Origin of the sequence: Azotobacter salinestris (assembly GCF_009363155.1) — a bacterium.
Classification (GTDB): Bacteria; Pseudomonadota; Gammaproteobacteria; order Pseudomonadales; family Pseudomonadaceae; genus Azotobacter; species Azotobacter salinestris.
In genome coordinates this window covers 166,042-191,174 of record NZ_CP045303.1, presented here as the reverse complement: position 1 = coordinate 191,174, position 25,133 = coordinate 166,042, and the positions used below count along the sequence as shown (strand labels likewise).

Genomic DNA, 25,133 nt, shown 5'->3' with positions numbered 1-25,133 from the left:
TCGAATGATCGTGTGGAAAGGACTGCTTGCACGAAAAATTCAAAAAATAATTGTCGTGTGCAGTCCAGCTATTGATTCATCAAGGTCAGTTGCACTCAGCTTTCAACAATGGCTCACGGAATCGTCTTCGCACATCAATGGCTTTCTTGAGCTTACTATCGTAATTCTGCAGCCAGGTTTTTTCGGTCCCAATATATACGGTTGTAGACTTGCCGTTGAATATGCTGACCTTGAAGTTATAGACAACGCCGTCTGCATTTTTGCCCTGCCTTGCCCTGATCGCAAGTGTAATGCCAATTGGCAGGTCAGGATGCGACTTATTGCGGCGTGGCCTACAGTAGTTATTGATTCTGCTCTTATAGGGTCTGAGCATCGCATTGAACTCCTTTGCCGCTGCATAGCTGGCAGAAGAATCACCGCGGTAGCTCACGTCGAAAAAAGGCTTGGGAGAGTGACCACTCTTGGTCGGCAAAACATACCAGCCATCATTCACTTCGTTTCGTACTATCCCATGTTCGGGCACGATACTACTCATCTTCACCAGCCTTGAATTTTTTGCTCTTAGTTCATTCTCTCATGCGCACTGGAAACGCAAACCTCGGAAAGCGATCCATAAACCCCATCTGTTGACGGCCGAGCCGGTCGTTTACAGTGCCGCCGTCGGAGTGCAGTTCCACGGCAGCAGCGCCTCGTAGTCTTCGACGCCTTGCGCTGCCGGCAGACGTTCGAGGACGTGGCGCAGCCAGGCGTAGGGCTCCTGCCCGTTGGCCTTGGCGGTTTCCACCAGGCTGTAGAGCTGCGCGCTGGCCGTCGCGCCTTTGGGCGTGTCGCTGAGTCGAGTCAACCGAGGGGAATTTCACCCCTTGGCTGCTCATAGAACCGTACGTGACAGTCTCCCGTCATACGGCTCTTGATCACACATTCGATGCACGTAGTAGATACCAATGCGCGAATAACTCCGGGTTCTTTCTTCGAACAAGACGCAGCCGATGCTCCGCTTGTCGTGTCGAGATTCGGTACTTGTTCCTCATCCACTTGAGCAGTCGCGATTGCAATGCACTCCACAACCGATAGCTGAAGTTCCTGTACCAGAATTTACCGTAGTATTCGATCCACCCTCGAACCACGGCGTTGTACCTCCGGGAAATATCCCTCAGGTCATCCGCCGTGGATCGATGGATGCGCCAGTGTTTGATCGTCTTTACCATCCTGCGCATAGCCTTCATCGACGCTCCCGGCATGCACTTGCGAAAGAGCTCGCCCTTGGAGTTTCTAAGGGTTCGCACCTTGAAGTCATACCCGAGAAAGGTGAAGCTCGTAGCGACATTGTGTCGCTCGAATATGTCGATGTAGACAACCTTCGACTTGTCCTCGTTGATGGCCAGGCCCACTTCGGTCATCCGTTCCGTCAGGCTCTGCCTGATTCGGACAGCCTCGCTCATCCTTGAACAGTGGATGACAATATCGTCGGCATACCGTTCGAACGGCACGCCGCGATGCGTCCTATCCATCCACCGATCGAAGGCGTAATGCAGAAATAGATTTGCCAGTAACGGAGAGATCACACCTCCTTGAGGTGTTCCCCGCCCACGCTCCTGAAGCAACCCCGCCTCACTCTGCATCGGCGCCTGCAGCCAGCGTCGGCAGTACAGAATCACCCATGATGGCATTTGGTGATGTTCCAAAGCCCTGATGATCAGGTCATGCCCAACGTGGTCGAAGAACGCACTGATGTCCACTTCCAGTACCCAGTTCTTTCGTCGGCACCGAATGGAACACTGACGCAAGGCGTCGTGGGCCGATCTTCCTGGCCTGTACCCATACGAGTCGGCATGGAAAATCGGATCGATCACAGCCTCCACATAACGTTTCACCGCCCCTTGTGCTACCCGATCGGATACCGTCGGGATGCCAAGGATGCGTTCCTTGCCGTTGTCCTTTGGGATGCGCTTTTCCCGTACAGGCGGTGGGAAATACGTCCCCGAGCACAACCGGTTCCAGATGCGGTAGAGGTTATGATCGCGTTGCCGATCAAAATCCGCGAGCGTCTGACCATCACAGCCCGGCGCGCCACGGTTGCGGCGTACATCCTGATACGCCATCCACACCAGCGATTTCGGTATTTCGAATGCTTTTCGCTGCACTAAAACGTCATCCTCGTTCGAGTTGTGTCCCGCGCAACGAAAGTGATCCCCACCCCTTCGCTCCAGCCCCATTACAGGCCTTTCGTCACTACTACGGGTGAGTCCGTCCCTATCCTCTCGATACGTGCCGAGAATAGGTTCTCACGTTCCCCAAAATGGCCTGGCTCAGGTTCTTGCTGCCTTAACAACGGGTGCCGTGCAGTCGGTAGACAGGTGTCCTCTGCACTTCTCGGGGCCCGGCTATACAAGCCCGTTTTGACACCAGCTGAGATTTCGTCGCTTCATCAGTCAGTTCACTTGCGTTCAACTACCTGAGCCTTACGTGACAGTAGTTTCTCTGCCTTTTCCCGAAACGCTCACCACCAGCATGCTGAACATGCTCGCAGCTTCGGGCCGTTTGATCAGTGCGCCTGCACGCCCTGACCGGAGGGCCGACCTCCATCCACTTTGGAGCATGGATTGTCATGCCGCCGTTTTCATGTCGTCGTCATGACGCCTCCTTCGTGACACACACAGCCAGTTCTTGCGACCGATGACGAACGGCCGAATGGCCCGTTCGGCACGGTTGTTGTGTGTGCCTTGCCAAGGCACGGTTGATCCGTCGGTGAAAGTCCGACCCGGCCAACTCGCGCTCCGGCCGGAAGCACAAGGAGCGGCTCAGGAGGTAACGAATGGGCTGAAGCACTGCTTGAAAAGGCTTCGATAGGAAGCCAGCGGGTCATGCGGGCCGCAACGCGAGTGAACACCGAGCAGGCCTCGAAATGCCGTCGTGGATGCCGACTCGCCACAATAACGAGGAAGGCCGGCGGCGGTACGCAAGCGAGCGTGATGAGCGCGTACCGCATCCACCGGGGTAGTGGTGGCAGCACGCATGGCGAATGATCGATCGTGCAACAAGGGAAGTCCGTGGCGGTGCCCGGCGGGTAACCGGGCAACGGCGACCCCGTGAGGGGTGGAGTCGGCTGCTGCGGATGGCGGATGGGGGCGTAGTAGTGATGAAATCGGGTAACGCTGGTGGAGCGAAGGCCCCCTGTTGCAATACCAATGCGCAAAGCGGGAAGAGCCCAGGGATTGGCATCAGCCTATCAACCCCGCTCGATTCGGTTCGGACCCTGCAGAGCGTGTTACGGGCGAAAGCCAAGAGCGAAGCGGCCACGAGGTTCTACAGCCTGTGGGACAAGCTGTACCGGATAGACGTCCTGCTGGAAGCCTATCGGAGGTGCCGCGCCAACCGCGGTACGGCCGGGGTGGACGGCGCGACGTTCAAGGACATCGAAGACCAGGGATTGGCCAACTGGCTGCAAAGACTGAGACAGGAGCTGCGTACCGGACAGTATCGGTGCGCGCCCCTGTTGCGTGTATGGATTCCCAAGGCCAACGGCGGGCAACGCCCGCTGGGCATCCCGATCATCCGTGACCGGGTTGTCCAGATGGCCATGCTGCTGGTACTGGGGCCGATCTTCGACCCAGACCTGTTTCCCTGGCAGTATGGCTTCCGCGAAGGCATGGACGCCAAGATGGCGCTGCGGCGCATCCATTTCGGCATCGCCGAGCGCGGCGCCCGCGAAGTGGTGGATGCGGATCTCTCCGACTACTTCAACACGATTCCCCATGGGCACCTGCTGCGCTGTGTGGCACGCAGGATCTCCGACGGGACGGTGCTGGCGGTACTGCGCCAGTGGCTCGATGCTCCGGTGGTCGAGCGCACGGCCGAGGGCGGAGAAGTCCGCACGACGGTCGCGCGCGACACCAACCGGGGCACACCGCAAGGGGGCGTCATCTCGCCGCTGCTGGCCAACCTGTACTTCCGCCGCTTCATGCTGGCGTGGTACCAGGGTGGGTATGCCCGGCGCTTGCGAGCCGAGGTGGTCAACTACGCCGACGACTTTGTCATCCTGTGCCGACCCGGCACGGGAGAGCAGGCGATGGCGACAATGCGGCGCCTGATGGCCAAGCTGGGCCTGACGGTCAACGAACAGAAGACTCGACTGGTCAAGCTGCCGGAGGAGCGCTTCGACTTCCTGGGCTATACCGTGGGACATTTCTACGGTCACCAGGGCAAGCCCTACTGGGGCACAGCGCCCTCGAAGAAGTCGATCAAGCGGCTGAAGGAGCGCATACACGCCGAGACGACATCGCGCTGGAACAACTTGCCGGTCTCGAGGCGGATTGAGGAACTCAACCCCGTGATCAGAGGCTGGGCAGGCTATTTCAACCAGGGGCCGGTGCAACGGGTCTACCGTGACATCGACAACTATGCGGCGCGGCGAGTCAGGATCTGGTTGCGACGGCGCAGTGGCAAGCGGGGAACGGGGTACCGCCAATACTCCGACCAGTACCTGTACGAGAAGTTGGGACTGATACGCCTGGTGCCGCCTGCACGCGACCGCTCGAACGCGAAGGCTTGATGTGTTGCAAGAGAGCCGGATGCGGGAAATCCGCACGTCCGGTTCGACGAGGGGGATGTGGAAACGGAGTCAGGGTCCGGACAGTAAGGCACCGCCAATCGAAAGAGGCGGTCAACGGATATGCCGAACCTACCGCCACCGCGCCACATCTCTACTCTACCGATCGGCAGGTAGCCCGCCTCGGTATAGCGGATGAGCCGGCTCCAGTTGCTGGCCAGGTAGTTCACCGCCTTGCCCAGCGCATTCTGCGCCGTGACCTGCGGCTGGGTCTTTTCCAGCCAGGTCTTGAGCTGGACGAGGACCGGCAGGCTGTGTTGCCGGCGTCCCTCCAGGCGTTCGGCATCGCTGGCCTGCTTGAGGTCGCGCTCGATGGCGTAGAGCCGGTTGATCCAGGCCAACGCCTGGTCGGCGCGCCCGGTCTTGCCTTTGGGCTGCACCTGCTGCGCCTCGACGAACTTGCGCCGCGCATGGGCCCAGCAGCCCTGGCGCTCGATGCCCGGTTGCGCGGCCAGGGCGTTGTAGCCGGCGTAGTCGTCGGTCATCAGGTAGCCGCGATAGCCTGCGAGCAGGCGCAAGGGCACCTCCTGTGCCCGGCTGGGGCTGTAGTCGAAGAGGACGACCGGCTGCTCCGGCAGGCCGCCGGTCTGCACCCACATCCAGGACTGGCTGGAGGGATCCCGGTCCGGCTCCTTGAGCACCTGCACCCGCGTCTCGTCGCAGTGGATCACCGGGCTTTCCAGCAGCCGGTCGCGCATCAGGTTGAGCAGCGGCTGCAGCTGCCCGGCGCACTGGATCGCCCAGCGCGCCAGGGTCTGCCGGGGAATCCCGACGCCGTGGCGGGCGAGCACCTTCTCGAAGCGGTGCAGCGGCAGGCCGTCGACGTACTTGGTGGTCAGCAGCATCGCCAGCACGCCGGGACTGGCCAGGCTTTTCTCGATCGGTTGCGCCGGCTTGTCGGTGGTGGCCGGAGCCGTCTCGCAGCCCCGGCAGGCGTAGACCTTGCGGATGTGCCGGATCACCCGGATCTGCATCGGCACGATGTCGAGCTGCTCGCTGACTTCCTCGCCGATGGCCTGCTTGCGGCAGCCGCAGGCGCAGCTCAGTTCGTGCTCGGGCAGTTCGTGGACGACCTCGACCCGCGGCAGTTCGGCCGGCAGCGGTTGGCGTTTGCCACGGCGCTTGATCGGGGCGACGCCTTCTTCGGCCTCGGCGATCTCTTGTGCTTCGGCTTCAACGGCAGGCGCCGGCTCTTCGGCCAGCTGCTCGGCTTCGTTGAACATCGCCAGTTGCGGTGAGTCCGGATCGATACTGCGCTCGGATTTCGGGCCGAACAGGCGTTGACGCAGCAGGGCGACCTGTTCCTGAAGCTGTTCTATGCGGGCATCCTTTGCCGACATCTGCTCGTTCGCCGACAGCAATAACTGCTTGAGCAAAAGCGGATCGTCGGGAAGGGTGTCGGGCATAAAAGTCATGGAGCCGGATTATACCGGCTCAGGCCACATAGCGCGGCCTCAACACCCGGTGCGGGCGGTTGCGCCAGAGGTCGAAGCCATCCAGCAGCCAGTTCAACTCCTCGGCGCTGAGGACGATGGCCTCGTCGCCGGGCTCTGGCGGCACCTTGAAGCGCTCGGCCTCCAGGCGCTTGAGCCAGAGGCAGAAGCCGTTGCGCTCCCAGTACAGGATCTTCACCCGATTGCGCGCCCGGTTGAGAAACACGAACAGCACCGGATCGAACACCGCCACCTGGATGTCCAGCTCGACCAGGGCGGCGAGGCCGTCGATGGATTTTCGGAAATCGACAGGCTTGGGATAGAGGTAGACCTTTTCGACCTTGGCGTCGGGTCGCATCATGGTGGCTGGCTCCAGAAGGAAATCGGGAGCACAGCATCAGCGGGCCTTTACCTCGGTTGAAGATGGGGTTCATGGAGCGCTTTCAAACCTCGACGATTTGCGCTCCATTAGAAGGAGAGTGCTCGAGCTGCCTGTCGCGCCTCCTGTGCGGCCCTGTAGGCCGGCTACGGCCCTTGCCGGAGGTAAGTCCGGTATGTCTCAAGCTGCAGCCCTGGGCCGGCTGAGAATGCCTACAGGGGCACAGGCGTATGCGGCGGTTGCCCTGCCGTAAACGCCTCGATATTGGCCAGGACACAGGCCTCCTGCTCCTGCGCCGCCTCGAGGGTGCTGCCGCCGATATGCGGCGTCAGGGCCACGTGGGGGAGCTCGAAGAGTTCGCTGGGTATCGAGGGCTCATGCTCGTAGACATCCAGTCCCGCGCCGGCGATCTGGCCGGTTTTCAAGGCATGCACCAAGGCCCTCTCGTCCACGGTGGTCCCGCGGGAAACGTTGATCAGAAATCCTTGCGGGCCCAGTGCCTGCAGCACTGTGGTGTCGATCGCATGGTAGGTACTGGCGTCTGCCCGCATGGACACGACCAGCACGTCCGCCCAGGTGGCTAGTTGCATGATGGAGTCGAAATACGGATAGGGAGCATCCAGGCGGATATTTCTGGCGTGATAACCAACCTCCATGTCGAAGGCTGCAGCGCGCTTGGCGACATTCAGGCCGATGGCGCCCAGGCCGCAGATACCCAGCTTGCGGCCGGTCAGTCCCAGCACAGGTTGCATGCGCTCACCGGCATTGCCTTGCCAGCGTCCGGCCTCCAGGTATGCGCGGGCAGAGGAAAGATTCCTGATGCTCGAGATCAGCAGGCCCATCGCCAGATCGGCCACGCTTCTGGCATTGGCCGCGGGACTGTTGGTCACGACGATCCCGCGCTCCCTGGCGTGATCCAAGTCGATGCCGTCATAGCCGCTGCCCAGGCAGCAGATCAGTCCCAGTCGCGGGAGCCGGGCCAGCGCCGCCGCCGGCATGCGCGTCGAGCCGAAGGCGACGACGATGCGGATGTCCCCGGCCAGCTCTGGCGGCAGCGCGGCGATCGCCGCGTCGAAGTCGGCGGTCTCCGCCTCGATCACCCTGAAGCGGGCTTTCAGGTGTTCATGAAATGGCTTGGAAACACGTGAGGCGAGGAGAATGGTGGGCTGCATGGAAGTTTCTCGTTGGGGGCGATTGCAAGGGTGAGTGCAAAACGACGACTGATAGCATGCCCTCCCATCGCCCCTGCCGTCACCGCTTCGCATAGACGGTGCCACGCGCGGCAGAGCAGCCGCAGCGCAAGTCCCAGCGCGTTGGCAAACGCCTCTGCCAGAGTGCCATAGCACCGCTCAAGGCAGAACTCGCCGGACCTCCCTCGCAAATTTGCGATCCCCCTGTTCTCTGGTCAGTTTTTGATCGCCCCATGCTGGCGCGCATCCCACGTGAGGCCGGCCGTGTTTTCCACAGCCTTATTCACCACGTCTGGGGATAAAGCCTCATCGAGCGGGTGGGTGAAAAACAATCAATCCAACTGTTTATTGCCAAACCTTGCAAAGATTAAAAGTACTCGAGTCCAAGAAGCTTATTATGAATTTCTGGCTATCCATTGCTCACGAGCAATTCGATAAAGGCAATGCTCTTGGAGCCAACTATCAATTGGAACTGCTGGGTGCTTAAAAGTCGAAGCACTCTCAATCATACCGAGACGTTTCATTACAGCACGCGATCTAAAATTGCCGACGGCTGTGAAGGCTACTATTTCTGGCAGTTTCAGCATTTCGAATCCAACTTGAAGCGCGGCATTTGCCGCTTCAGTGGCATAGCCCTTTCCCCAGTAGAGCGATGAAAGCCGCCAACCGATCTCAACACATGGCGAAAAAGGCAACTCAGCAGTTGGAATATGCAAACCCACAAAGCCAATGAAGCACTTATCTGCTTTCGCTTCAACAGCCCAGAAGCCCCAACCACGTTGCTCAATAAGTGACTCGCATAGATCAGCCATTGCGTCGCTTTCCTGTCGACTAAGCGTGGACGGAAAATATCTCATTACTTCCTGATCTGCATTGAGCTCTGCAAACGGCAGGCGATCCGAAGGTCTCCATTGCCTAAGAAATAGACGGCTAGTCTCAATCTGAATCAACTCAGCCACAAGCATCTCCCTTTCGATAGCTAATCAGTCAGAAAATTTTAGTCCTGCCGCCTTTATTTATAAGAGATCTTCAGCTTCATGTGAAGCAATGGAAAAGGGTTGCCCAGGCTGTCAAACAAGGACCTACCAATAACTTTGAATCCCATATGCTTGTAAAAAGCAATCGCCAAGGGATTTTGCTCGTTCACATCAAGCTCTGTAGCACCCAAATGATTGATAGCGTAGTTCAGCAATAGTTTTCCAATGCCTAGCCATCGATATTCTGGAGATATAAAAAGCATTTCGACTTTACCATTCGAGACACCCACAAACCCTTGAAGTGCCCCTTGCTCATCTTTGTATGCACGCAGAGTAACTGCTGCAAGATAGTCATTTAAAACCTTCGACCGAAGAGATAAAACATCCTGCTCAGTTAAAAAATCATGAGTTGCTTTAACAGATGCTTCCCATACATCCGCAAGCCTTTCAAACTGGCTTTCTGTTACCTCACAAATATCTTCCATACATGAACTCATTTAAAAGCCAGCCCAAGCCTAAAAAGCTCTCGATAAATATAAAAATTTATAGTACGAAATCAGCCGGCACATTTAATAAAATCAGGCCTAGGTAGTTTTTAACTCCTGCTAGACAGTCCTCTGCCTTGCGAAACAGTTTCACGCCAAAACATTCTTGCCACCCTCAGCAAGCTGCTGCTCATACATTACCCGGTTCACCAAACACCAGGCCGCCCGGTAGCCATGTATATACTCGAAGCGCTCGCCAAAAGGATCGATCAGATAAAAGGGATGCTCCTTGAAGCGCAAACCCCCAGACGAATATTTTTCGCTGTGAATCCAGATCGTGTCATTGATAGTGGATATGGCACCCAAGTCTCCCCAAGCGTAATTAATGCCAGCGCAAAAGATTCCCTCCGGCTTCACTTTGAACAACTCCACTATTTTTCGTGGCGCAACTTCAGAACAACCGTATGCGGTTCCCTCGGGAAGTATCGGGGGCCAGAGTCTGCCGGGGGCTACTTCGCGGAATTCCATGTTGGAGCTCTCCTTCGATAAGTCTGGAGTTGGGCCGGCCAGCCCGCTGTACATGGGCCGTGCCGTCCCTGCTTCACTTGGCAACATGCCAAGCACCGCCACGCACGATAGCAGAGCCAACCAGTCCGCAAAGGCCCCGCAAGATCAACCTCCCTGGCCCGCCTCCGAACAGCCTGCCTGGGCGTCCCTCGCCCCCCATTGCCCATCGTGCTCACCTGGGCACCACCTGCTGATCGGTGCCCCTGCACCTGAACCATTCGCCTCGCTGGAGGTGGTGGACTCGACCCCATCCACTCGATCTCCCCCTCGAACTGCCACCAGCCTGCCGGCACATCCCTCGGCTACCCCTGATGCCCGCCAAACGATCAGCGCCCACTGACCCGTTCACCTTCCCCATTCGATCCGGTGGACTTCCACCCGCAGCTCAACCTGATCGGCCCAGCAGATTTTCTCCTGCCGAATCCGGCCCCTTCCGCCCCACCACAATCCCGCTGCCAGACCATCGTTCTGCCCTTGGGAATGTCCCCTTCGGAGTACCCCGACGCCTCGCAAACCTCCGCTGCGCGACACAGTGGTCTCCGACCCGCTTCGCGACACAAAATCGGGGAAAACACCTGACAGGCCTATAACTATTTATTTCAGTCAACTAGCTCACTGACATAACAAACTTAGCGTTTTCAGCAGATTCTCCCTCACTCCTTCGAAATGTGCTGAAAGCCACCCGCAAATGTGCTGAAAGCCGCGCAGGCTCTGGGCTCAGCACATTTTTCGATGCCCTCGGCCAGCCCCTAATCGGCCTCTCGCCGGAAAATGTGCTGAAAGGGCGCCCAAAATGTGCTGAAAGCCACCCGCAAATGTGCTGAAAGCCGCGCAGGCTCTGGGCTCAGCACATTTTTCGATGCCCTCGACCGGCCCCCAATCGGTCTCTCGCCGGAAAATGTGCTGAAAGGGCGCCCAAAATGTGCTGAAAGCCACCCGCAAATGTGCTGAAAGCCGCGCAGGCTCTGGGCTCAGCACATTTTTCGATGCCCTCGACCGGCCCCCAATCGGTCTCTCGCCGGAAAATATGCTGAAAGGCTCAGGCCAGCTCGCCTTCGAATGGGGTCTCGAGGGCTAGGGCTTTCTGGTGACGCCCAGCCCACGCCAGGGTGGTCTTGCGCAGGGCTCGGTTCTCCGCAGCCAGCTGACGCAGCTCCGCCAGCCGGTTTTCGTAGTTCCTTACGAGCCGGCCGAGCGTGCCCTTCACGAAGCTGAACGCCCCCTGGGGGTATTTGTGGCGTGGCCCTTTCGGGATCTTCCGCGTCACGGCATTTCCCTTTCCATCCTCGCGGACGTAGTGCACCCGAACCCAGTAGAAGCCCCAGGCGTTGGGGCTGATCTGCTGGACCGAGATCAAGGCCGGCACATGGCTTTTCCCTTCCTCGCCAAGGAACTGCTGGGCCTGCTCGAAATACTGCTCGGCCAGGCGCTTGGCCCGCTCCACGAGCTCCTGGTAGGCCGCGTCCAGGAATTCAACGGACGGCTCGGTCATGCACTCGATATCGATCATTGGTCATCTCCCATATGGCTGGGAGGCATTGTCGGAAGGGCTGGCGATTTTGTGTGGCCCTTTCAAGCCACTTTTTGGCTTGAAAGGGCCACACAAGCCCCGCTCCGATGTGGATCATCGCAAGTGCGTCGTCATTCCAAGGCCATTTGGCAACCGTCTGGTGCTCGAGCTCGCCCGGGCAATGGAAGGAGTCTGCTTGCCGTGCCCCTCGTCGTCATTTGACGGCCGTTTGGCAACCGTTTGATGCCGTCAGGGCGGACTTGGGATTGGCGAGGCCCCCCTTAGCATGAGCCCGTCGTCATTTGACGACCGTTTGGCAACCGTTTGATGCCGGCAAGGCGACTTGGGATTGGCGAAGGCCCCCTTAGCATGAACCCGTCGTCATTTGACGACCGTTTAGCAACCGTTTGATGCCGGCAAGGCGACTTGGGATTGGCGAAGGCCCCCTTAGCATGAACCCGTCGTCATTTGACCGCCGCCTGGTGTGCAGGCGTTGCACCTTACCGAATCGAGGAGTGTTCCATGAGCAAGAAAGTCGGACTGGATATTGGCTACAGCAACGTGATCGCCGTCCACAGCGGTGATTCCGGCACCCCGGAATCCCTGGTGAGGCCGGCCCGCGCCACGCCGCTGGGCGCCCTGCCCAGGGATAGCGGCCTGCGCGCCGGCGAAGTCATCGTGGAGGTGGACGGGCAGCCGTGGGTCGCCTTTGCCGGCCCGGGTCGGGCGGGCGATCGGGAGCTGCACAAGGACTACTCCGCTTCCGAGTCGTACCAGGCCCTGTTCAAAGGGGCGCTACTCAATGCCGCCGGCGACAGCGAGGTCATCGACACGCTGGTGACCGGACTTCCGGTCTCCCAATTCCACGACAAAAGTTATGTTCGAGCCCTTAAAGAGCGCATGACCGGGCGTCACCGGATCAGTCCGAAAGTTGAAATCGAAGTCGGGAAAGTTGAAGTCGTTCCCCAACCGGTAGGCACACTGACCGATGTTTACTGCACGAGCGAGCACGCCGAAGTTATTGAGGAATCCGTGGTGCTGGTCATCGACCCCGGTTTCTTCAGCGTGGACTGGGTGGTATTCATACAGCGCGAACTGGCCACCAAAACCAGCAACTCCAGCCTCAAGGCCATGTCGGTATTGCTGGAGACCTGTGCCGAAGAAGTTGCCCGGGACTATGGCGGAAACCCGGGCACCGACAAGATCGAATGGGCACTGCAGAACGGCAAGAACAGCATCATGCTGTTTGGGCGGAAAGTCGATCTGCCCGAGTATCTGAAACGTGCCTCGGATCGGGTCATTCCGACCGTCATGCGCGAAATCAAACAGGAACTTCGCAAGCTGGAAAACCAGGTGGTCGACTGTGTGATTCTCGGCGGTGGCGGCGCTTCCCTGTATGAGGCGTATGTCCACCAGGAGTTTCCCTCGGCGCTGATCCTCCGTTCCTCCGACATCATCCGGAGTAACGCACAGGGTTTCTGGCATATCGCCCATTCCTGAACACCGAAGTTTACCGAGGAAAACATATGAGACTGCAGGTCAGAGTGACGCCGGTTCATCAGGAATTGCTGGAGCATCTGGAGAGCATCGACAAGGAGTATCGCGGCAAGCGTCTGGTCGCCCTGGCAGCCATGCAACTGCAAGAGATGAAAACTACTTCCTCCATTCGGGAGCACACGATTCAAACGCCGGCTATTCGAGAGCAACCCATTCAAGAGCATCCGCCGGCAACCGAGTCGGACGACAATTCGAAGCCCAGGGCTCAGCAACGCACAGCCCCCAAATGGATAACAGGCCAAGAACATGAAAAGGAATAAAGCGAGCTCGATCATCCTGTTGGCTATTTCCATCCTGAGTGCGACTTCTGCCTATTCGGGTGGGTTCAGCCTGAAAGGTACGACATGGGAACGTGCAGCCGCCTCTGCCGCCTGCAAGCCCGATCCCTTGTTGCTCTATTCGCTGGCGCTGCAAGAGTCCGGGCATGCCGTGAAAAGAGGATTCGTTGCACCCCACCCCTATGCACTGCGCAACGCGCCCAGTGGGGCACATTATCCAGAAACACTGGACGACGCCAAATCGGCCTTACAGCGATATATTGCGGAAGACCGGCTGACCGATATTGGGATCATGCAGATCAACTACCGCTGGAATGCTCATCGCGTCAAGGACCCGCATGAGCTGCTGAATATGGAAGTCAATATCCGCGTGGCCGCCGACATTCTCTGTGAGTCGATCAGGAGCAATCCGGTTGACCTGCAACTTGCAATAGGCGGATACCACACCATGAACCCCAGGCGTAATGTTCAAGCGAGGGCCTACGCGCAAAGTGTGTTGAAGATCTGGCGGTCTCTGAAACGGTTGAACGCAGGAGCGTGACAATGCTGAAGATCAACAAGGGAATGGCACAGATGTGCTTGCGCTGGATTATTGAAGGCACCGACTACAACATGGTGCATCAGTCGCAACGGATACACTCCGAGGACCTGGCGTATCTTTCCACGATATCTCCCGAGCGACTCGAGGCGCTGGACATGCTTCCGGTTTCCCTGTTCCGAGTCAATTACAAGAGCCTGGATGCAAAAGATACCGGCTGCGGCAAGTTGGAGAACGAAGCGTTCAGGGAGGCCGTGTACCGCATTTCCATGTTGACCGAGATCCAGAACTTCGCACTCCGCAACCAGCTTCACCCGCTGGTGGCCATCGGATTCGACGAGGACGGCTACAGCCGGTTTTCGAATGGTGACTTCCAGCAACGGCAGGCGTATGTGTACCGGGGCGAATTCACCATCCAATCGCGGGTGCGCATCAAGAAGCTCAACCTCGACCCGACGGACAAGATCGCTCTGCTGCAGGATACCTGCGCGATCCTGCTTGCCGAGTTTCGCTACCTGAAAGCGAACAAGCCGGAACACCTCGGGCCGGTGGCCGACTTCAACCGCGGCCTGATGTCGCTGGAAGAGATTGCCGACCAGATGCTCAAGGCCCAGATCCAGCCGAAGCTGGTCGCCGCGCACACGGGGCATGATGAGCAGTGGATCGATGGCAAGAAGCGGGCGAAGGTACGCTCCGGCAAAATCTACAACTCCAAGAGTGGCCGTATCCGCTCCGCCGAGCGGACGATCGCCGAGCAGCCGTTTCACGCACTGCTCTATCTCGCCTGCTACTTGCTGCTGGCGGCGGATTGGGAGAAGACCTTGAACGCCAGGGCAGTGATCAAGGCCCACGAGGAGTATTGCAAGCTGTGTTCAAACCTCGGTATCGACTACGACGACCTGCTCCTGGCCTCGAATGCCTTCCGACTCAGCAACGCGATCAAGACCCAGGAGGCCGGGCTGTGGGAGTGCAAGCACTGCAAAAGGCTGGATGTGCAAACCATCGTCCGCCCGCACAAGTGCTCCTGGTGCGGCTCGTAGTCCCAGCCAGGCGATGCCATCCCAACGCCATCTCCCATCTCTGGTAGGGTTCCGCCCAGCACTCGCCAGGGCCGGACATGGGCTGGCCCCTGATCCAGGAGAAAAGTTTTCTTGGGTTTTTGCCCTCAGCGGGGAAGATGGAAGTGTCGAACAAGGAGAGATTTCAAATGCGAGACGACAAGGTTCAATGCCAATGCTGTGGCAAGTGGATGGTGCCGCGGCCGATCTTCAGCCGGGGGATATGGAGCAATGGCTGGCGGGTTGGTGGCGGTCGGGTCATCGGTAGCATTTGCCCCTTCTGCCTGAATGAGGACTGGGATGGGGTCGAGCGGGTGCATCGCGGTGTGCTGTTTAAGACACTGGCCTTGGCAATATCCGTTTTTCTTGGTTACGTTTATGTTTTCGTTAGGGAAATCCTGAAAAAGACTTCCCGATTCTGGTGAAATACACCCGCTCCCTTGTCCGAGTTTCCCGATGAAGCAACTGTCCTTCGCCGATGCCGAGTATGCCGGCAAGCGCAAGCAGACCCGCCGCGAGCGCTTCCTGCTCGAGATGGACCAGGTGGTGCCGTGGCAGGGGCTGATCGCCCTGATCGAGCCCTACTATCCCAAGGGCGAAGGCGGTCGGCCCGCCTACCCGCTGGCAGCCATGCTGCGCGTGCACCTGATGCAGAACTGGTTCGGCTACAGCGATCCGGCGATGGAGGAAGCGCTGTACGAAACCACTCTCCTGCGCCAGTTCGCCGGCCTGAGCCTGGAGCGCATCCCGGACGAAACGACCCTCCTCAACTTCCGTCGCCTGCTGGAGAAGCACGAACTGGCCGGGGGAATACTGGAGGTGATCAACGGCTATCTGGGCGAGCGCGGACTGTCGCTGCGCCAGGGCACCATTGTCGACGCCACCCTGATCCATGCGCCGAGCTCGACGAAGAACAAGGACGGCAAGCGCGACCCGGAAATGCACTCGACGAAGAAGGGCAACCAGTACTACTTCGGCGCAAAAGCTCACATTGGTGCCGACGCTGAGTCGGGTCTGGTGCACAGCGTGGTGGTCACGGCAGCCAACGTGGCAGATGTCACCCAAGTCGACCAACTGCTGCATGGCGAGGAAAACGTAGTGAGTGCCGATGCGGGCTATACCGGCGTAGAGAAGCGCCCCGAGCATGAAGGTCGGCAGGTCATCTGGCAGGTCGCGGCCCGGCGCAGTACCTACAAGAAGCATGGCAAGCGTAGCGCCTTATACAAAGCGATCCGCAAGATCGAGAAGGCCAAGGCCCAGGTACGAGCCAAGGTCGAACATCCGTTCCGCGTGATCAAGCGCCAGTTTGGCTACACCAAGGTGCGCTTCCGGGGATTGGCCAAAAACACGTCACAGTTGGTGACGCTGTTCGCCTTGTCGAATCTGTGGATGGCGCGCCGATATTTACTGGCGAATGCAGGAGAGGTGCGCCTGTAATGCGGGAAACGGTTGCTGCGACGTGCTCGCGGCAGCTAAAAAACGCAGAAACGAGCGGGTGATCTGATCGTTTTTGATCGATTCTCCGCTTTCAAAGTCGGCGGGGGGCTGAAGTCAGCCAGAAATACATGACTACTTCAGACCATCCTTAGCCTAATTCCAGTACACATAATCAACGACTACTTCGATCATCAACCATCGATCAAAGAATATACAACTTGGCTGGCGGCCGCTCTTATCTTTGGGGAAATCCTGAAAAAGACTTCCCGATTCTGGTGAAATACACCCGCTCCCTTGTCCGAGTTTCCCGATGAAGCAACTGTCCTTCGCCGATGCCGAGTATGCCGGCAAGCGCAAGCAGACCCGCCGCGAGCGCTTCCTGCTCGAGATGGACCAGGTGGTGCCGTGGCAGGGGCTGATCGCCCTGATCGAGCCCTACTATCCCAAGGGCGAAGGCGGTCGGCCCGCCTACCCGCTGGCAGCCATGCTGCGCGTGCACCTGATGCAGAACTGGTTCGGCTACAGCGATCCGGCGATGGAGGAAGCGCTGTACGAAACCACTCTCCTGCGCCAGTTCGCCGGCCTGAGCCTGGAGCGCATCCCGGACGAAACGACCCTCCTCAACTTCCGTCGCCTGCTGGAGAAGCACGAACTGGCCGGGGGAATACTGGAGGTGATCAACGGCTATCTGGGCGAGCGCGGACTGTCGCTGCGCCAGGGCACCATTGTCGACGCCACCCTGATCCATGCGCCGAGCTCGACGAAGAACAAGGACGGCAAGCGCGACCCGGAAATGCACTCGACGAAGAAGGGCAACCAGTACTACTTCGGCGCAAAAGCTCACATTGGTGCCGACGCTGAGTCGGGTCTGGTGCACAGCGTGGTGGTCACGGCAGCCAACGTGGCAGATGTCACCCAAGTCGACCAACTGCTGCATGGCGAGGAAAACGTAGTGAGTGCCGATGCGGGCTATACCGGCGTAGAGAAGCGCCCCGAGCATGAAGGTCGGCAGGTCATCTGGCAGGTCGCGGCCCGGCGCAGTACCTACAAGAAGCATGGCAAGCGTAGCGCCTTATACAAAGCGATCCACAAGATCGAGAAGGCCAAGGCCCAGGTACGAGCCAAGGTCGAACATCCGTTCCGCGTGATCAAGCGCCAGTTTGGCTACACCAAGGTGCGCTTCCGGGGATTGGCCAAAAACACGTCACAGTTGGTGACGCTGTTCGCCTTGTCGAATCTGTGGATGGCGCGCCGATATTTACTGGCGAATGCAGGAGAGGTGCGCCTGTAATGCGGGAAACGGTTGCTGCGACGTGCTCGCGGCAGCTAAAAAACGCAGAAACGAGCGGGTGATCTGATCGTTTTTGATCGATTCTCCGCTTTCAAAGTCGGCGGGGGGCTGAAGTCAGCCAGAAATACATGACTACTTCAGACCATCCTTGGCTCTATTTACCTCGGATACCGAACTTATAAGTGGCTGGTAAATACAACAAAGCTACCATTCTAGAATCCAATCAAAAAGAAAGGGGCTTAACGCCCCCCTCTTCTCTAATCCTTACTTTCTATTTCCTCCTGCCTGTCCTGTTTGTTTTGAGCCGCATACCGTGCTCGGTACTCCCGGTCCATTTCTTTTAGCTGCTCATAAGACTCCATTCCGGTCTCAACTGCTTTTTCAACTCCTGCGACCACACCACTTACAACTTGTTTAGCTCCCACAATAAGTGTGTTGTTTGTACTGATCTCCAGAAGATTCTGGGCCGTATCCTCCATTGGCGTCGTAGATTTGACCTTGATCTCCGGCCCGGTAAGCCCCTGATCCGGCGCGGCCTTCACCAGCGTCGAATGGGTTTCTGCCGAGTCCTGCACGACCGCCGTGCTGTTGTCGTAGTTGTCCTGGGTGACCTGGGCTCCCGCCTCCTTGGTACTCTGATACCCCGAGCTGGCCATGTCCTTCTCGGAAGCGTAGGCGCCGCCGGCAGCTCCCCGCAGGCTGTCGAACCGCTGTTGCAGCCCGTCCGCGCCAGCGATCGGCTTGTCGAGGCCGGCATTCTCCCTGGCATCCCCCGCATCCACATTGAAGTTGAACGGCGAGTAGTCCGAGCTGACCAGCTCGCCCATCCGTCCCGTCTGGATCATGTGCAGGGTTGCCGCGGCGATCTGCCGTTCGTGCAGGTCGGAAGACACCCCCTGGACCGTGGCTGTCTTCATGAGCGAGCGGATGCTGTCCCGGTCGTCCAGGCTGCGCCCCGCCATATCGAGCATCCCCCGTGCCGCATCCTCCCGGGACTGGCCGCTGTTCTGGATGGAGAGCGCCGCGGCGGTGCCCAGGTTGAGGTTCTGCCCGGCGCCCCAGCCTTCGCGCTGGGCCTGCGCTTCCCGGTAGGCACTCTGTGCCGACCTGGCCGACGCCAGCGACTTCGAGACGGTCTCGCCGCTCGAGCTCTGCGACATCGCCTGGCTGTTGTGGGTGAAGGCATCGGCGGCTTGGAACACCGTGCCTTCGCTCATACTGGCCTGCACCGCCTGCTGAAGCTGGCTCATTGCCTCACGGGCCTCCTGCTGCTGTGTCGAGGACATATTTCGGAACTGCTCGCTGTCTTCCAACCTCACACCAGCCACGCCGTACGGTATTGCTGCGCCCACCGACATGCCGTAGGTGCCCTGAGCGACCTGATCCTGACTGATGCCCAGCGAGTTCAGCCGGCGAGCCGCTTGCTGGTAGGCCGCATTCGTGGACAGCCCCATGCTGGACTGCATCTGCTCGCCCAGGCTCGCCAGGGTCTGACGCCCCTCCGCGGTGGACGACATCTGCGTGAAGCCCGCCTGCAGGTTCTGCTGCAGCTGGGCCGTTTGCGTTTCCGCCGCGGTGCGGCTGCTCTCCACGACCGCGTCTGCCGCCTGCTGCGCGGAAATCTGCGGCCCGGTTTCGCGTACCCCGGTCCGCGCCACGCCCTGGGTCACATGATCGCCGGTATACATCGGCGAGGTGTTCAGGACGGGGGCCGGTTGACTCACCCGCGGCAGCACATCCTCCGAGCGGAATTTTTCCGCCGAGGCCGCCTGCCCCATCACCGAGTTGAGCACGAAGCTCGAGCCCGACACGAGGAACAGCGCCAGCGGCGGCACCGACGCGGCGAGCAGCCCCCCGACGCCCAGCGCCTTGGTGATCGCCTGGTCCATGTCGAGCACCTGCAGCATGGCAAAGCCCTCGCCGGTGGCGTCGTAGCCCATCAGGATGGACTCCATCTGCGCGCCGGCGTACCAGATGGTGAAGGCGTTGACGATGGTCAGCAGCGGCATCCACAGGCCCACCGCCAGCGGCAGGATCAGGTATTTGCCCAGCACCGACAGGCCGGGCCGCCCCAGCATGAGGGCGAACGCCATGAAGGGCGTCATCGCGTACAGCAGCCCCTCGAAGAAGGAAATCATTGGACGCATGTAGTTTTTGAAGGAGTCGCCCTTGCCGGCCCACTGGATCTCCTGCTGGTTCAGGGACTCCCGCAGTGCCATGGCGGCGCGTTTCTCATGCCAGTGCTCGAGGGCCTTCACCCGCGAGTCGTTGAAGATCGGCATCACCAGGGCGGTCATCACATATTCCTGGGCCGACTTGCCGCTCATGGAAAAGCTCTGCAGGGCTTGCTCGGCCGACCCATCCACATCGCCGCCGTCAACCATGCGCCCGGCGGCCCGGTCTTCGGCGAACCCCTTGTTGAGGATGTCCCCCAGCACGGCCTCGTAGGCGTCCGGCAAGGCGCTGCTCAGGTAGCTCTTGGCCTGCGCGCAGCTCTTCAGGGGCTGGGCCCCCGATCCGTCATAAACGTAGACGTATTGGGAGGTGGAGGCGTTGGACATCAGTTGCGCCAGGCTGCCGGCCCGGTAGAGCTGGTCGATGCCCTGCTCGTTGCGCAGGGAGACCGGGTTGAGGGTGCAGAAGGTCAGGTATTCGTCGAGGGTCTTCGGCAGGCTGTGCCCCTCGCTGGCCTTGTAGGTCTGGAACTGCTCCAGCGCCAGCGGATTGCGCAGGGCATCGCGGACACGGGTCAGCGTATTCAGGCTGGAGAACAGCCCGTACTGGGTCATGCCGGGCGTGGAAAAGGCCTGCTCGGACACCTTGCTGATGTCGTAGGAAATCGTCGACAGCACCGAGCCCACGAAAGCCGGCCCCAGGGACACGTTGTCGACGACCCGCACCTGCCCGGTCACCGTGTCCTCGATGGTCACGGTGGTCGTCGGTCCGTAGAACACCATGTAGAGCACCAGCATGACCCCGACTTTCTGAAACGGGATCGCCTGGCCGTTGAACACGGCCTGGAAGGCGATCAGCACCAGCCCCAGGATGGCGCCGATCTTCGCCAGATCCTCGGCATGACCGCTGCCGGTGATCATCGCCGAGGCGTTGAGCATCATCTCCAGAAACTCGGCGCTGCCGACTGTGTAGATGGGTAGATCCATGATGTGTTCCTCCGATCAGCCGGCGTGCGAAGCGGTAGTGCCTTGCGGCAGCTTGCCCGGGTCCGAGTTCGGCGCCGTCTCGAGCAGGTCCAGCGCTTGCTGGTCGGCGTCCTTGTAGCCCCCGTAGCTCAGCAGCAGGTCCCGGTACTCGCCCATCACCCGGTGGCGGGTGTCGCGCAGGTTCTCGAGGGCGTTCACCGAGTCGGCCATGGTCATGCTCGACAGGCCCTGTTCGGTGACATCGAGCAGCTGGATGACGAAGGAGGTGATCGCGTCCGCCGCCAGCAGCCGGGAGTAGTTGCCCAGGTAGTCGTAGCCGGCCTGCGCGCCGTTCTTCTGGACGATTCTCAGCAGATGACCGCCGATGCGGCTGCGGGTCAGCCAGTCCAGACGGGTGCCGTCCGACGGGGTGGCATTGTTCCGGGCGAATCGCTCGAGCACCTGGTTCTGCTGCAAGTCATCGACGATCTTGGCGGCCAGGCCCTTGAAGGTGCCCAGACTGCGCGTGCCGGGCTCCAGGCACTGGTCGAGGTCGTCGGAGGCGCAGTCGTAGACCTTGGTGGCGGTGTCGTCGTTGCCCTCGACGAAAAGGCGCAGAGCGTCCTTGTCGATCAGCCGCGGGATTGGCTGGGCCACGAAGGTCTCGCCCCCCTCGTCGTCCGCGCTCAGCACCACGTTGTAGCTGCCGACCATCGACAGGATGAATTCGGCGTTTTCCTCGCTGCCATACAGGACCTGGCTGCTCAGGCCGGTCTTGAGCATGGCGCACCAGAGGATGTTGCCGGTATCGGTGCAGGCCTTGGCCTTGCCGCTGCTCGCCAGGCGCTTGGCCGGCGACTCCTCCTTGGTCGACTTGGAGGCGAACAGGTCGGAGGCCACGTTTTCCAGCACGCCGCCGAGGGCCGACTTCAGGTCGCGCTTTTCCGCGAAGGCATCGGCGGCACCGGATACGACGCCCTGCGCCAGCTGGCAGCTGTTGGAGAACATCTGGTTGAGCGACTGGATCTTGTTGGTCAGGTTGCGCAGCACGCCGTTGGTGGCCGAATCCATGGCTTCCATCGCCAGCTCGAAGGCGAAGCCGGACACCACCCCCACGGCGTTGGAGGCGACGTTGCGCATCAGCGCCACGAACTCCTCGCCATTGATGAAGGAGAACGAGCCGGTGTAGAGGTTGATTCCCCCGCAGCCGCCCTTGGCCGAGGGTGGAGTGATCGAGACCAGGTTGGCGGTCGAGATCCGGTTGCGCAGGGTGACGGCTCCCCCGGTGACCACACCGCGGGTGGCGGTCTGGTACGACCCGGGTGCCGTGGTATTGATCAGGCCGTCGTACATGGCGTGGATCTGCTGCTGGATGTTGGCGATCGCCCCTATCGGGGCAAGCACGGCGACAACCAGGACCAGGGGTTTGGGGTTGAGTTTGAGCTTCACTGCCCACCTCCGTTTTTTTCGTTGAGATATGCGCGGCGTGCCGCCTCGCGCATGCGCTTGACGAAGGCCTTGCGGTCTTCGGTGATATCGGGCGGAGCGGTTTCCATTGCCTGGCTGTCGATCAGGCCGATGGAGGCCAGGCGCGAGGTGGCGTTGTATTCCTCGGCACTGATGAGGCCGGTCTGGCGGGCCACGTTGAGGATTCGGCTGGTGGCCGTCTCCATGGAAACGGTGCTGTAGCTGATGATCTGGGAGCCGTGGGGCGGGACCGCCAGCGCCATGGCCGGCGCAGTGACGACCCCGAGCCGGTCGGCCAGCCCGGTGTCGGTCTGGTAGGTGGGATAAGCCCCGCTGGGCAGGGGCTTCCCATCCAGGGAGACCGGGATGACGGTGAAGCCGTAGCGATGCTCCAGGGCGGCGAGCGCGGTGACGGCCTGCTCGCACAGCGGGCACTGCTCGCCCTTAAAGAAGAAAACGATTCCTGCATTTGCGGCGATCATCTTCAGCAGCGCCTCCTTCTGCCGGCCGGCGGCGCTGGCCAGGGCATCGGAGGCGGCATTGGAGGCGGGATAGCGCAGGTCCTCGTCGAGGAACGGATCGTTGCGGATCACTTCCATGGAGCGCCGGGAGAAGCGCTCGGATTTGTCCATCATCAGACGCTGGGCGTAGTAGTACGCCTGGATGTTCTCGTCGCTGGGGTTGTCGATGGCGGCCTCGCGCAGCTTGGGCAGCACCTCGCGAACCCAGGCCACCGAGCCCGGTGCCGGCCCGGCCGGTGGCGCCGGCGCGGCCTCGGGGGGCGGCGGCTCGGGTTTCTCCGGCATGGGGGTGGGAGTGGCAACAGGATCCGGCAGGGGCTCGGGCGGCTCCTCGTACCAGAACCAGCCGCGCTCCTTGTCCTGGTAGAAGGACTCGCCGGCGAGCGCGGGCGAGTGGCCGGGTTTGGCCGCATTCGCAGAGGGCGGTGCGGAGTCTTCGGCCAGGGCTTGGCCCGTCATCGCCATGGCCAGGGCGATGGGGCAGAGGTGTCTGAGGTGGGGCATGCAATCAACCAGCAGTCGGTGACAGGAGCCCCGATTGTGTTGACTGGCAAGGGGGGTTGTGTGGGCTTTTCCGGCGATTTTATGGCTTGAATTCATCGAAAAAAGGGGAGGCGCGAGGCCTACCGCAAGGTGCGGTAAGCCTCAGCCTGGTGTTTCGAAAAGCCGAACGGACCCCGTTCCAGAAGAACGTCGTTCCAGTCGACTCCCTTGGCGCCGTCCGGGATCGGCAGCCAGGGCAGCAGGATCTGCGCCTTGATGCCCATCTCCCAGAGGCGTTTTTTCAGTGCAAGCGCTGCCTTCTGGCCACCCTCCCTGCGGTCCTTGTCCGCCCAGATACGGACGGCAGTGACCGCCGGCGGCGGCATGAAGTGCTCGAGCAGATAGGCGTTCACCAGGGGCCAAACCGGCAGGCCCGTGGCGGTTTCCACTGCAAGAGCGGTTTCCAGCCCTTCGCACACGTCCACGATCTCTCCCGGCTGGGAAGTCCGAATGCCGCCCCCTGGCAGGGAGCGATCGCTCGGGATCGGGAACATTTTCTTGGGGTGCTCCAGCGGCGCTTTCTCGCCTTTGGCCGTCAGGTAGATCCGCTGGATCGTGACTGCCCTGCCCTCGACATCCGAGACCAGGGCCACGATCGCCGGGTGCCGCGTGCGTTCCCGGTCCTTCCCGCGATGGGTCAGACACGGATGAAAGCGCACGCTGCGCGCCAGGCCCGGACGATCCCAGGCCAGGATTCCCCTCGACCGCAGGTACAGCCGTGCGGGTTCTGCCGCCGGGTGCGTGAGCGGTACGGATTCGCTCCACACCTTGCGCAAGGCTTCGCGCAGCCAGCTGTCGCTGGGCGTAGACGCGAGCATTGGCTGGCGCGGAATCACCTCCTTCGGCGGCTGCTCGTTGCCGTAGCGACCGTGAGGGTCCTTGACCCCCAGCAGCGAACCGACCTCCTGCAGCACCTCATGGAAGCGCCAATCGCGCACCCACATCAGCAAGGCCAGACCGTCCGGCTTGATGCCGCAGGTCTGGCACACCCCACCCCCGGACGTGCCGGCGGTTTTCTTGAACACCCGGAAGCCGTCCTTGCCACCGTGAACGGGACAAGGGCCGGAGGTGCCGGGTCTTTTTTGCGCGTCGACCAGTTCAGGGGCCAACAGTTGGTAGATGTGTAGCCAGCGACCTTCGGCGGCAGCGAGCACATCTTTTTTCTCTGGCGCGTAAACGCCTGTCGAGCAAGACATCGTGACCTCCTGTGGATGAAAGAGCGCCCGGAGGGGCGCTCATAGCTGGCTACTGCACGGTTTCGATCGACCAGGCGTTGCGCAGGGCGTCTGCCCAGTCCTGTTCAACCACGCAGTTCACTCGCTTTTGCCTGAGCACTTTCACCGGGGTTTTCCCGTGGAAGGTCAGGGTGATTTCCTGGCCCTGCTGAACACCGCTCTGCCGCAGCGCGGCGTGCAACTCGATGCCCCAGACCAGGTGTTTGCCGATCCGCAGGAAAAACGACTTGGGGTTTTTCTTGTGGAACCGGTAGGGAGCGAAACCCGAACCGCAATAGATGCCGGTGACGGATTCCTCCGGCGCGTCAAAGACCTTCTCCAGCGCCTTCTCCCGCGTCTCGACAGCCTCCGTGGCGCAGGCTGCCGGCTGCTCGAAGGATTCGTCCCGGGCAATGAACTCGCCCAGAACCACCCCTTGATCAGCCTGTTGCTGAACGTCCTGCGCAGCCGTCTCCTCCTTGCGCTGGCGCAGGAAGGTCGGAGCGAGGTAGCGCTCGTAATCGATGTCCGAAGAACACCAGACGGCTTGGAGGCAGCCGCTTTGCGGCGCCCTGGTCGCTTGGAGGCGAGCCAGACGACGGCGGGCCTTCATGCCCAGCAGAACGCCCCTCAGGTACTGCGGTGCGTAAAGCGCCAGCACGGAGGCCAGCACGCACAAGGCAAACAGAAAGAGGGGCCTTTGATCGTCGGAAAGCGTGATCCCGACAATTACCGAGAGCATCAGTCCCAGGGTGAACAGGACTTTTGCCTTCAGGATTTTTTGAGTGGTCATTTCGAGTTCTCCATTCATGAGGACGGAGAACTCCCCTGACAGGGATATTCCCCGTCAGGGTTTTGATAAACAAAAAGGAGGCTCAAAAGCCTCCTTTTTTCAAGACATGAGCAGCCGACGGCTACTCACGTTTTAAGTCGATATGC

The 25,133-nt window shown here is 60.2% G+C and carries 21 protein-coding genes and 3 pseudogenes; 8 read left to right on the top strand and 16 right to left on the bottom strand.

What is annotated here, in order from left to right:
* Nucleotides 1–85 precede the first annotated feature (85 nt).
* The 4 genes and pseudogenes from GCU53_RS24620 to GCU53_RS26830 form a co-directional block, all read right to left on the bottom strand.
* The gene (locus GCU53_RS24620; protein ID WP_152390186.1) at nt 86–535 is read right to left on the bottom strand and encodes a hypothetical protein; all 450 of its coding nucleotides are present in this window, start codon (nt 533–535) and stop codon (nt 86–88) included.
* Between the two features lie 111 nt (nt 536–646).
* Nucleotides 647–832 (bottom strand): annotated as a pseudogene (locus GCU53_RS24615) (transposase domain-containing protein); the annotation flags it as partial.
* An 82-nt stretch (nt 833–914) separates the two neighbouring features.
* On the bottom strand, nt 915–2,144 hold the full coding sequence (gene ltrA, locus GCU53_RS24610) for a group II intron reverse transcriptase/maturase (RefSeq protein WP_244307257.1): 1,230 nt from the start codon (nt 2,142–2,144) through the stop codon (nt 915–917).
* Nucleotides 2,145–2,606: 462 nt separating this feature from the next.
* Nucleotides 2,607–2,768 (bottom strand): annotated as a pseudogene (locus GCU53_RS26830) (IS66 family transposase); the annotation flags it as partial.
* A gap of 497 nt (nt 2,769–3,265) precedes the next feature.
* Here GCU53_RS26830 and ltrA (GCU53_RS24595) point away from each other — a divergent pair.
* Nucleotides 3,266–4,552, top strand: coding sequence for a group II intron reverse transcriptase/maturase (gene ltrA / locus GCU53_RS24595; RefSeq protein ID WP_244307254.1), 1,287 nt, complete (start codon nt 3,266–3,268; stop codon nt 4,550–4,552).
* A gap of 161 nt (nt 4,553–4,713) precedes the next feature.
* Here the strand turns inward: ltrA (GCU53_RS24595) and tnpC are convergent.
* The 7 genes and pseudogenes from tnpC to mobI all read right to left on the bottom strand — a co-directional run.
* Nucleotides 4,714–6,024 (bottom strand): annotated as a pseudogene (gene tnpC, locus GCU53_RS24590) (IS66 family transposase); the annotation flags it as partial.
* A 19-nt stretch (nt 6,025–6,043) separates the two neighbouring features.
* Nucleotides 6,044–6,403 (bottom strand): IS66 family insertion sequence element accessory protein TnpB, encoded by a 360-nt coding sequence (gene tnpB / locus GCU53_RS24585; RefSeq protein WP_040107091.1) that lies wholly within the window; start codon nt 6,401–6,403, stop codon nt 6,044–6,046.
* Nucleotides 6,404–6,633: 230 nt separating this feature from the next.
* A complete protein-coding gene (locus GCU53_RS24580) occupies nt 6,634–7,593 on the bottom strand; it encodes a 2-hydroxyacid dehydrogenase (RefSeq protein WP_152390184.1) in 960 nt (319 codons plus the stop codon).
* Nucleotides 7,594–8,006: 413 nt separating this feature from the next.
* Nucleotides 8,007–8,570, bottom strand: a complete 564-nt coding sequence (locus GCU53_RS24575; protein WP_152390183.1) for a GNAT family N-acetyltransferase — start codon at nt 8,568–8,570, stop codon at nt 8,007–8,009.
* 53 nt (nt 8,571–8,623) lie between these two features.
* Nucleotides 8,624–9,073: a GNAT family N-acetyltransferase gene (locus tag GCU53_RS24570; protein ID WP_152390182.1), complete on the bottom strand. Its 450-nt coding sequence runs from the start codon at nt 9,071–9,073 to the stop codon at nt 8,624–8,626.
* A gap of 150 nt (nt 9,074–9,223) precedes the next feature.
* Nucleotides 9,224–9,601 (bottom strand): hypothetical protein, encoded by a 378-nt coding sequence (locus GCU53_RS24565; RefSeq protein WP_152390181.1) that lies wholly within the window; start codon nt 9,599–9,601, stop codon nt 9,224–9,226.
* Between the two features lie 1,078 nt (nt 9,602–10,679).
* Entirely contained in the window at nt 10,680–11,150 is a 471-nt protein-coding gene (mobI, locus tag GCU53_RS26365) for a conjugative transfer protein MobI(A/C) (RefSeq protein ID WP_244307253.1), read from the bottom strand.
* Between the two features lie 522 nt (nt 11,151–11,672).
* Here mobI and GCU53_RS24550 point away from each other — a divergent pair.
* The 7 genes from GCU53_RS24550 to GCU53_RS24520 all read left to right on the top strand — a co-directional run bounded on the left by GCU53_RS24550 (nt 11,673) and on the right by GCU53_RS24520 (nt 17,309).
* Nucleotides 11,673–12,650 (top strand): ParM/StbA family protein, encoded by a 978-nt coding sequence (locus tag GCU53_RS24550; RefSeq protein ID WP_152390178.1) that lies wholly within the window; start codon nt 11,673–11,675, stop codon nt 12,648–12,650.
* A 26-nt stretch (nt 12,651–12,676) separates the two neighbouring features.
* Nucleotides 12,677–12,967, top strand: a complete 291-nt coding sequence (locus GCU53_RS24545) for a hypothetical protein (protein ID WP_152390177.1) — start codon at nt 12,677–12,679, stop codon at nt 12,965–12,967.
* A complete protein-coding gene (locus tag GCU53_RS24540; protein WP_152390176.1) occupies nt 12,954–13,526 on the top strand; it encodes a lysozyme family protein in 573 nt (190 codons plus the stop codon). Before GCU53_RS24545 ends, GCU53_RS24540 begins: the two co-directional genes overlap by 14 nt.
* A 2-nt stretch (nt 13,527–13,528) precedes the next feature.
* Nucleotides 13,529–14,563, top strand: coding sequence for a hypothetical protein (locus GCU53_RS24535; protein ID WP_152390175.1), 1,035 nt, complete (start codon nt 13,529–13,531; stop codon nt 14,561–14,563).
* A gap of 167 nt (nt 14,564–14,730) precedes the next feature.
* A complete protein-coding gene (locus GCU53_RS24530; protein WP_152390174.1) occupies nt 14,731–15,006 on the top strand; it encodes a hypothetical protein in 276 nt (91 codons plus the stop codon).
* A gap of 31 nt (nt 15,007–15,037) precedes the next feature.
* Nucleotides 15,038–16,018, top strand: a complete 981-nt coding sequence (locus tag GCU53_RS24525; RefSeq protein ID WP_152385958.1) for an IS5 family transposase — start codon at nt 15,038–15,040, stop codon at nt 16,016–16,018.
* Between the two features lie 310 nt (nt 16,019–16,328).
* Complete coding sequence (locus GCU53_RS24520; protein ID WP_152385832.1) at nt 16,329–17,309, top strand: IS5 family transposase; 981 nt, start codon at nt 16,329–16,331, stop codon at nt 17,307–17,309.
* 257 nt (nt 17,310–17,566) lie between these two features.
* Here the strand turns inward: GCU53_RS24520 and GCU53_RS24515 are convergent, their stop codons facing one another.
* The 5 genes from GCU53_RS24515 to GCU53_RS24495 all read right to left on the bottom strand — a co-directional run bounded on the left by GCU53_RS24515 (nt 17,567) and on the right by GCU53_RS24495 (nt 24,987).
* Complete coding sequence (locus tag GCU53_RS24515; RefSeq protein WP_152390173.1) at nt 17,567–20,470, bottom strand: conjugal transfer protein TraG N-terminal domain-containing protein; 2,904 nt, start codon at nt 20,468–20,470, stop codon at nt 17,567–17,569.
* 15 nt (nt 20,471–20,485) lie between these two features.
* Nucleotides 20,486–21,898, bottom strand: a complete 1,413-nt coding sequence (locus tag GCU53_RS24510) for a conjugal transfer protein TraH (protein WP_208845540.1) — start codon at nt 21,896–21,898, stop codon at nt 20,486–20,488.
* Nucleotides 21,895–22,941: a conjugal transfer protein TraF gene (gene traF, locus GCU53_RS24505; protein WP_208845539.1), complete on the bottom strand. Its 1,047-nt coding sequence runs from the start codon at nt 22,939–22,941 to the stop codon at nt 21,895–21,897. The genes GCU53_RS24510 and traF overlap by 4 nt, the downstream gene beginning before the upstream one ends.
* A gap of 119 nt (nt 22,942–23,060) precedes the next feature.
* On the bottom strand, nt 23,061–24,176 hold the full coding sequence (locus GCU53_RS24500; RefSeq protein WP_152390172.1) for a DUF7146 domain-containing protein: 1,116 nt from the start codon (nt 24,174–24,176) through the stop codon (nt 23,061–23,063).
* 49 nt (nt 24,177–24,225) lie between these two features.
* Nucleotides 24,226–24,987, bottom strand: a complete 762-nt coding sequence (locus GCU53_RS24495) for a hypothetical protein (protein WP_152390171.1) — start codon at nt 24,985–24,987, stop codon at nt 24,226–24,228.
* Nucleotides 24,988–25,133 lie beyond the last annotated feature (146 nt).